Source organism: Vibrio sp. V03_P4A6T147 (genome assembly GCF_002241085.1).
GTDB lineage: Bacteria > Pseudomonadota > Gammaproteobacteria > Enterobacterales > Vibrionaceae > Vibrio > Vibrio anguillarum.
Genome location: NZ_NDIO01000130.1, coordinates 1 through 7,215, shown reverse-complemented (window position 1 = coordinate 7,215; position 7,215 = coordinate 1). Strand labels below are relative to the sequence as shown.

At 47.0% G+C, this 7,215-nt stretch carries 7 protein-coding genes; 2 read left to right on the top strand and 5 right to left on the bottom strand.

Annotated features, from left to right (window positions below):
• The first annotated feature begins 71 nt into the window (after positions 1-71).
• Together B9J84_RS04970 and arsB are read left to right on the top strand one after the other, a co-directional pair.
• Positions 72-401 carry a metalloregulator ArsR/SmtB family transcription factor gene (locus B9J84_RS04970; protein WP_094123670.1) on the top strand — a complete coding sequence of 110 codons (330 nt, stop codon included), beginning with the start codon at positions 72-74 and terminating at the stop codon, positions 399-401.
• A gap of 84 nt (positions 402-485) precedes the next feature.
• Positions 486-1,580, top strand: coding sequence for an ACR3 family arsenite efflux transporter (gene arsB / locus B9J84_RS04965; protein WP_094123669.1), 1,095 nt, complete (start codon positions 486-488; stop codon positions 1,578-1,580).
• Positions 1,581-1,677: 97 nt separating this feature from the next.
• Here the strand turns inward: arsB and phoU are convergent, their stop codons facing one another.
• The 5 genes from phoU to B9J84_RS04940 all read right to left on the bottom strand — a co-directional run bounded on the left by phoU (position 1,678) and on the right by B9J84_RS04940 (position 7,157).
• Complete coding sequence (phoU, locus tag B9J84_RS04960) at positions 1,678-2,430, bottom strand: phosphate signaling complex protein PhoU (protein WP_017044462.1); 753 nt, start codon at positions 2,428-2,430, stop codon at positions 1,678-1,680.
• Between the two features lie 21 nt (positions 2,431-2,451).
• The gene (gene pstB / locus B9J84_RS04955) at positions 2,452-3,198 is read right to left on the bottom strand and encodes a phosphate ABC transporter ATP-binding protein PstB (protein WP_237666633.1); all 747 of its coding nucleotides are present in this window, start codon (positions 3,196-3,198) and stop codon (positions 2,452-2,454) included.
• Between the two features lie 98 nt (positions 3,199-3,296).
• Positions 3,297-4,679, bottom strand: a complete 1,383-nt coding sequence (gene pstA, locus B9J84_RS04950) for a phosphate ABC transporter permease PstA (RefSeq protein WP_404206391.1) — start codon at positions 4,677-4,679, stop codon at positions 3,297-3,299.
• A gap of 4 nt (positions 4,680-4,683) precedes the next feature.
• Positions 4,684-6,066: a phosphate ABC transporter permease subunit PstC gene (gene pstC / locus B9J84_RS04945; protein ID WP_094123667.1), complete on the bottom strand. Its 1,383-nt coding sequence runs from the start codon at positions 6,064-6,066 to the stop codon at positions 4,684-4,686.
• Between the two features lie 68 nt (positions 6,067-6,134).
• Entirely contained in the window at positions 6,135-7,157 is a 1,023-nt protein-coding gene (locus tag B9J84_RS04940) for a substrate-binding domain-containing protein (RefSeq protein WP_094123671.1), read from the bottom strand.
• Positions 7,158-7,215: the final 58 nt, after the last annotated feature.

The window sequence follows — 7,215 nt, the reverse complement described above, 5'->3', positions numbered from 1 at the left end:
GTTCTGGTGTTTGACTTCCACTCTTTTGATCCTTACACTAAAACACATTCGATATTCCATATGTATTGTTTATGTGCCGCAGTTTATCTTTTTATAAATCCTTGTCTGAAGAAACGAGGCTTAAATCCTTGCTGTTGATGAAGCACAAAGGGCAGTTGTGTGTGTGTGATTTAATGAATGCGTTGCAATTAAGTCAGCCAAAAGTGTCCCGTCATTTAGCTGAACTGAGAAAAAATGAGCTAGTGATTGATGAACGGCGCGGCAAGTGGGTGTACTACCAAATCAATCCTGAGCTGGAAAACTGGATGGTGCAGATATTGGACATCACGCTGAGCCACAATACCGCATTGATTGCGCAAGAGCTAACGCGCATTGCTGGCCCATCTTGTCAAAATGAATGAAATTTTAGCGTTGCTATTTCGCCATGGCTGTAAGTAGAAAGTTGTGTGCGGCTCCCTTTTTAGACTGACCGAGAGATGTGATATATGAGTGAATTACCTGTCTGCGCAGAAGCCTCTGCAGCCGAAAAAATGAGTTTTCTCGATCGTTATCTAACCTTGTGGATTTTCCTTGCGATGGGGCTCGGGGTAGCGATCGGTGTCTTCTTTCCGCAAGTGGCGCAGTGGAATGAGAGCATGTCGGTCGGTTCGACCAATATTCCGCTGGCGATCGGTTTGATTTTGATGATGTATCCACCGCTGGCAAAAGTGAATTACAGCCTGCTAGGTGAAGTGACTCGTGATAAACGCGCCATCACACTCTCTTTAGTGATGAACTGGATTGTTGGGCCTATCTTAATGTTTGCATTGGCGATCATTTTCTTACGTGATTACCCCGGTTATATGGTCGGACTGATCTTAATTGGCCTGGCGCGTTGCATCGCAATGGTGCTGGTATGGAATGATATTAGTGGCGGTAATAAAGAGTACGGCGCAGCGCTGGTGGCGCTCAACAGTGCATTTCAAATTGTCACTTACAGTTTTATGGCGTGGCTATTTATTACTGTTTTGCCGCCATATTTTGGGCTAGAGAGTTTTGTGGTTGATATTACCATTCTCGATATCGCCGAAAGTGTACTGATTTATTTAGGCATCCCATTTTTAGCTGGCTTTTTGAGCCGCAAATGGTTGGTGGCCGCGAAAGGTGAGCAATGGTACAACGAGGAGTTTATTCCGCGTATTTCACCGATTACGCTGGTGGCACTACTAGCGACGATAGTTTTGATGTTCAGCCTGAAAGGCGAGATGATCATTGAGCTGCCGATGGACGTGATACGCGTTGCGATACCTTTGGTGATTTATTTCTTAGTGATGTTTTTTGTCAGCTTTTTCATTGGTAAAAAACTGGGCATTCCTTACGATCAAAATGCCTCAATTGCTTTTACCTCATCAGGCAACAACTTTGAACTGGCGATTGCGGTCTCCATTGCCGTGTTCGGTCTAAATTCCGATCAAGCATTTGCGGGTGTGATTGGGCCCTTGGTTGAAGTGCCTGTTTTAATTGCTTTGGTTAACGTCGCGCTGCGAATGAAAAAGAAATATTATGCCATTCATCCTAGTGATAAACCGCATAATTCTTAAGGCAGAATGGGGACGTAACGGATTTAAACACCGGATTGGTCTTCCGAAAAAATCAAAGGCTGCGAATTTGCAGCCTTTTTACCAATGAGCAATATCACTACGAACGGGTTTTCTGACTCGCTAAAAGATCGGCAATCGCTTGATCTTTTTGGTGGCGTACGTCTAAGCCAGTGACAAAATAGATCGTGTACTCACAAACATTGCGCGCGTGATCGCCAATCCGTTCGACCGCGCGACCAATCCACGTGATCTCCAAAATGGTTTGATAGTGAGTGCCTTGCACCAGCATATCTTTATCATTTTGACGCAAAATATCGCCGTAGCTGTTGTCGATTTGTTTATCTAACATTGCTGCTTCTAGCGCATCGTGTGCATTGAGATCGTGAAAAGCGTTCATCGATTTTTGCAGCATATTGATCACGTTCGCGTTAATTGTTTCAAACGCATCTTCTTGTAATTCAATACCATCAAAATAGTCTTTGTCACCCGGATGGTGCTCCTTTAAACGTAACACCGCATGAGCGATACGTTTAGATTGATCGCCAATTCGCTCAAGATCCATGATCGCTTTCATGATCGAAAACACCGCGCGTAAATCGCGGGCTGCGGGTTGGCGTTTGACTAAAATATCAATGCAGCGTTGATCAATGGCCAGTTCTAACAAATTGATATTATGATCGTGTTCAATTACTTGCTTGGCCAGTTCGGTATTGCCTGTCATAAACGCATCGAGTGCGTCCCGCACCTGTACGATGACTAAATCACCCATATTCACCACGCTATCCACAATAGAGCGCATTTCGCTATTGTAGCTATGAGAGGTGTGCCCATCGACACCATGAGTTGTCATAAAGTTCTCCTAAAACAGTCGTTAACCGAAACGGCCAGTAATGTAATCTTCAGTGCGGCTATCACGTGGGTTGGTGAACAACTCACGTGTTTCGCTCAGTTCAACCAAGTTACCTAAGTGGAAGAAGGCGGTTTTATCTGAAACGCGCGCCGCTTGCTGCATGTTGTGTGTCACCATCGCAATGGTGTAGCTGCCTTTGAGCTCATCAATCAGATCTTCAATGATCGAGGTCGCGATAGGGTCAAGCGCCGAACAAGGCTCATCCATCAAAATCACTTCAGGGTTAACCGCAATCGCACGAGCAATACACAAACGCTGTTGCTGCCCACCAGATAGTCCGGTGCCCGGTGCTGATAAGCGATCTTTGACTTCTTTCCACAAGCCCGCACGGCGTAAGCTGGTTTCGACGACTTCGTCTAAGTCGGATTTATTATCCACTAGGCCATGTAATTTAGGGCCATAGGCGATATTTTCATAAATCGATTTTGGAAAAGGATTAGGCTTTTGGAACACCATGCCAACTTGAGCGCGCAGCTGCACCACATCTAAGCTAGGGTGATAAATATCTTGCCCGTCCAAGGTAACTGAACCCTCAACACGAGCCGTGTCGATGGTGTCGTTCATACGATTTAAACAGCGTAAAAAGGTCGATTTACCGCAACCTGAAGGGCCGATAAAGGCGACCACTTCATGCTCAATGATATCCATATTGATGCCGTGTAGCGCCTTGGTTTCACCATAGAAAACTTTCACATCACGCGCTGCCATTTTAATTTGTGTGGCTTGGGCTGCTTCTTTCGCTGTGCTCTTTACCTGTGGTATCACAAGAGAGTGTTTGTTCATAATAGCTTCACTTATCATCTTTATTACCACCGAGTTTCAAAGCGTCGACGCAACCAAATCGCCAGCGCGTTTAAGCTAATCATTAATGCTAACAATACGGTGATTGCAGCAGACGTTCTTGCTTCAAAAAAGTTACGCAGTTCGTTACCTTGCCAGAGGAAAATCTGCACTGGTAGCGCGGTTGATTGATCGAGCGGTGTCGCAGGTACGCTGGCGACAAATGAGCTCATGCCAATCAAGAGCAGTGGCGCAGTTTCACCTAATGCTTGGGCGATACCCAAAATGGCCCCAGTCAAAATGCCCGGTAGTGCCAAAGGCAATACGTGATGAAATACCGCTTGCGTTTTCGATGCACCGATACCCAGTGCTGCTTGCCGAATCGAGGGAGGGATCGCTTTTAACGTCGAACGCGTGGCGATGATGACCGTCGGCAACGTCATAAGCGTTAGCACCAAGCCGCCGACAAATGGTGCCGAAAGCGGTAACTTAAACCACAAAATAAACACTGAAGCCCCCAGTAAACCAAACACGATAGAGGGCACTGCCGCTAGGTTATTGATGTTCACTTCAATCAAATCGGTGAGCTTATTTTTTGGTGCAAACTCTTCCAGATAAATCGCGGATGCGACGCCAATAGGAACAGCTAAGACCATCACAATTAACATCATAAAGACCGAGCCCATAAACGCCCCCGCTAAGCCAGCCGAAGCTAATGAGCTGCGAGAATCGACGTTCATAAACAATGCAGTACTGAATTTGTTCTGTATGACGCCACGTTCAGCAAGCTCATCCGCCCATGCGCGGGTACGAGCACTCAACTGCTGACGAGAGTCGGGTAGGTCACGGTCGATGTTGCCTTTCAACCACACATCGACGTTGGCTTCCGCCAGTAAATCAAGACGTAAGGTTTGGCCGACCAGTGAAGGGTCATTGACTATCATATCGCGTAGAGCAAAACGCTCGCCGCTGGTGATCAATTTGATCGCATCACGCTGGTAGCGAGTCGCTTCAGGGATCTCGTTGGCCAAACTGTTGACGATAATACGGTTAAAATTAACCATGCCAACACTGCTTTGCCATGTCAGCATGCGCTGTCTGAATTGTGCTGGGCTTTCATCGCTTTGCTGGATGGGCTTAGGATCAATTTTCACCACATCTGGGTCAAAATAGACATCTAATGTCACGGTGGCTTGCCAAAATGCCGGAATGCCTTTGGAAAGAATCGACGTAAATAATATCGCCACAAAACTTAACGCTAAGGCAACCGCGCCAATACCGAAAGCTCTAAAGCGACGTTCACTGTTGTGACGTTTTTTCAGCGAGCGAGCAATGCGCAGTTTTGTTTCATTACGTTGCGCATAAGCATCGTCATCTTGAAGGTTAGTCATTTGAATGCTGTTGTCCATGGCGTTACTCATACTGTTCACGGTACTTACGTACGATAACGAGCGCGATCACATTAAGGCATAACGTGATCACAAACAGGGTCAAACCAAGTGCAAAGGCCACTAATGATTGTGGGCTAGCAAAATCGGTATCACCGGTCAGTTGGTTGACGATGGTGACCGTCATGGTAGAGACTGCTTCGAATGGGTTGGCGGTCAATACTGGGCTGTTTCCGGCAGCGAGAACCACAATCATGGTTTCACCAATCGCACGGCTGGCGGCGAGCAAAATAGCGCCAGTGACACCGGGTAGCGCGGCGGGTAGAACCACTTTGCGAATGGTCTCTGATTTGGTTGCGCCAAGGCCAAGCGAGCCATCTCTTAGTGTTTTGGGCACTTGAGTAAGAATGTCGTCGGATAGAGAGGAAATAAAGGGAATCACCATTAAGCCCATCACAATCCCCGCTGTTAGAGCGGAGGTGGCACGAATATCGATATGGAGCCACTGTCCCAATTCGCTCAGAAAGGGACCTACGGTGATTAAAGCAAAAAAGCCGTAGACGATGGTGGGAATGCCTGCGAGCACTTCAATAATCGGTTTGGCTATCGAGCGAACGCGACTTGGCGCATATTCAGCCAGATAAATGGCGCACATCAGGCCAATAGGAATAGCGACGATTAAGGCAATCAACGCGATTAAAAAGGTTCCTGCTAGTAATGGCAACATACCAAAGCCGGTTTGGTTCTCTGTTCCTACGGTTGAGAAACGTGGGTTCCAAGTCGTACCGAAGAAAAATTCGCTCGGGCTAACAAAACTAAAGAAACGTAACGCTTCTCCAACCATAGAAAGAACAATGCCTACCGTGGTTAAAATCGCCACACCAGAACACAGAATCAGCAGCATATGCAGTGCACGTTCGACTGTGTTGCGTGCGCGAAGATCAGGGCGAATTTGTCGAGTGCTGAAGACTAATCCGGCCGCGGCAACCGTTGCCATCAAACCAGTGAGTAATAAATAGCTGCGTTGTTCTAACTGCTTTAAGTAGTCTGCGGTGGTAATTTCTTGAGGAGAAAAGCTATCGAGTACAGCGAAACCGCTGGCGATATTATGCAGTTTATTCATCAGTACGTGAGCACCCTCCACGGCCGTTGGCTGCAGATCCGTAGGAAGGCTATCAACTACCATTTGCTGAATCAGTATGGGAGAACATAGGCTCCATACGATCCAAATTAACAAAGCAGGAACCACACACCAAAGTAGGGTTAGCATGCCGTGATAAACAGGGCGAGAGTGTAAACGCTGAGTTCCAGCATTGGTTGATGCTACTTTTTTACTGCGCGTCAGCCCTAAGTGGTAAGCCAGTGTCATTACCGCCAGTAGTACCACCATCAGCATCAGATTATTCATTGTTATTCTTACCTTATTAAAGCGTTAGCTTGAGCCGAAAAACGCTGGCCCAAGCTAATCAGAGAGCCTTAAAGGAGTTTGCGATTTTTAATGTTTTGCGACACCTGAGCGCGCTCTTTATCATCCATTGGGATAAGACCTGCCGCTTCCAGTGGGCTACCCGTTGCGCCCATTTGTTCGCTCACAAAAAACTGTGCGTATTCGAGGATTCCCGGTACTACACCGACATGAGCATTCTTGATGTAGAAGAACAGTGGGCGAGAAACTGGGTATTGCCCGCTGCCAATGGTATCTAAGCTTGGGGTTACGCCGTTAACGGTCGCCACTTTCAAGCGGTCACGGTTTTGGTCGTAGAAGCTTAGGCCAAATACACCAAGCGCATTTTTCTGAGCATCAAGACGAGCGAGGGTTTCGGTATAATCGCCAGCGACTTCAACTACGCGACCATCGGTGCGAATTGCATTACAGAAGTTGCCTTTGGCTTTTTTGTCCATCGCTTTGACTTCGGTAAAAGTCTCACAACCTGGGTGAACGACTTTCTCTTCGTACACTTCACGCGTGCCGTGATTAGAACCTGGTATCACAAGCAGAATTTCTTGGTCAGGAAGAGAGGCGTCAATTTGTTTCCAGTTGGTGTAAGGGTTTGACACCATTTTGCCATTCTGCGGAATTTGTGCTGCACCCGCTTTAAACACATGCTCTGGCTTAAGGGCAAAAGTCCCACTGTCGGTACGAGATGCGAACACGATGCCGTCATAGCCGACTTTGACTTCAATGATTTCTGTCACGCCATTGGCGTGGCAGCTTTCCACTTCAGAAGATTTAATGGCGCGTGAGGCGTTAGCAATATCGATGGTATTGACACCGACACCTTGACAGAACTGACGTAAACCGCCACTTGAACCACCGGAACCGACCACTGGCGTGTTAAATTGTGGGAAGGTTTGGCCGAACTCTTCTGCAACGATAGAAGAAAATGGCAAAACGGTTGAAGAGCCAGCGATTTGGATCGTATCACGTGCCATTGCTGGGGCAGAGATCGCGGTTGCGATGGTTGAAGCAAGCAAAAGCGCATTGCGTCCGAACTTCATAATATTTCCCTCATTAAATTTCATAACCGTAGACTGTTTTGAAAAGTCTTCCGTAAGC

Excerpts from the sequence above, each read along its gene's own strand:
- B9J84_RS04970 (WP_094123670.1), top strand. The coding sequence starts at position 72 with ATGTGCCGCAGTTTATCTTTTTATAAATCCTTGTCTGAAGAAACGAGG.
- arsB (WP_094123669.1), top strand. The coding sequence starts at position 486 with ATGAGTGAATTACCTGTCTGCGCAGAAGCCTCTGCAGCCGAAAAAATG.
- phoU (WP_017044462.1), bottom strand. The coding sequence starts at position 2,430 with ATGACAACTCATGGTGTCGATGGGCACACCTCTCATAGCTACAATAGC.
- pstB (WP_237666633.1), bottom strand. The coding sequence starts at position 3,198 with ATGGCAGCGCGTGATGTGAAAGTTTTCTATGGTGAAACCAAGGCGCTA.
- pstA (WP_404206391.1), bottom strand. The coding sequence starts at position 4,679 with ATGGACAACAGCATTCAAATGACTAACCTTCAAGATGACGATGCTTAT.
- pstC (WP_094123667.1), bottom strand. The coding sequence starts at position 6,066 with ATGAATAATCTGATGCTGATGGTGGTACTACTGGCGGTAATGACACTG.
- B9J84_RS04940 (WP_094123671.1), bottom strand. The coding sequence starts at position 7,157 with ATGAAGTTCGGACGCAATGCGCTTTTGCTTGCTTCAACCATCGCAACC.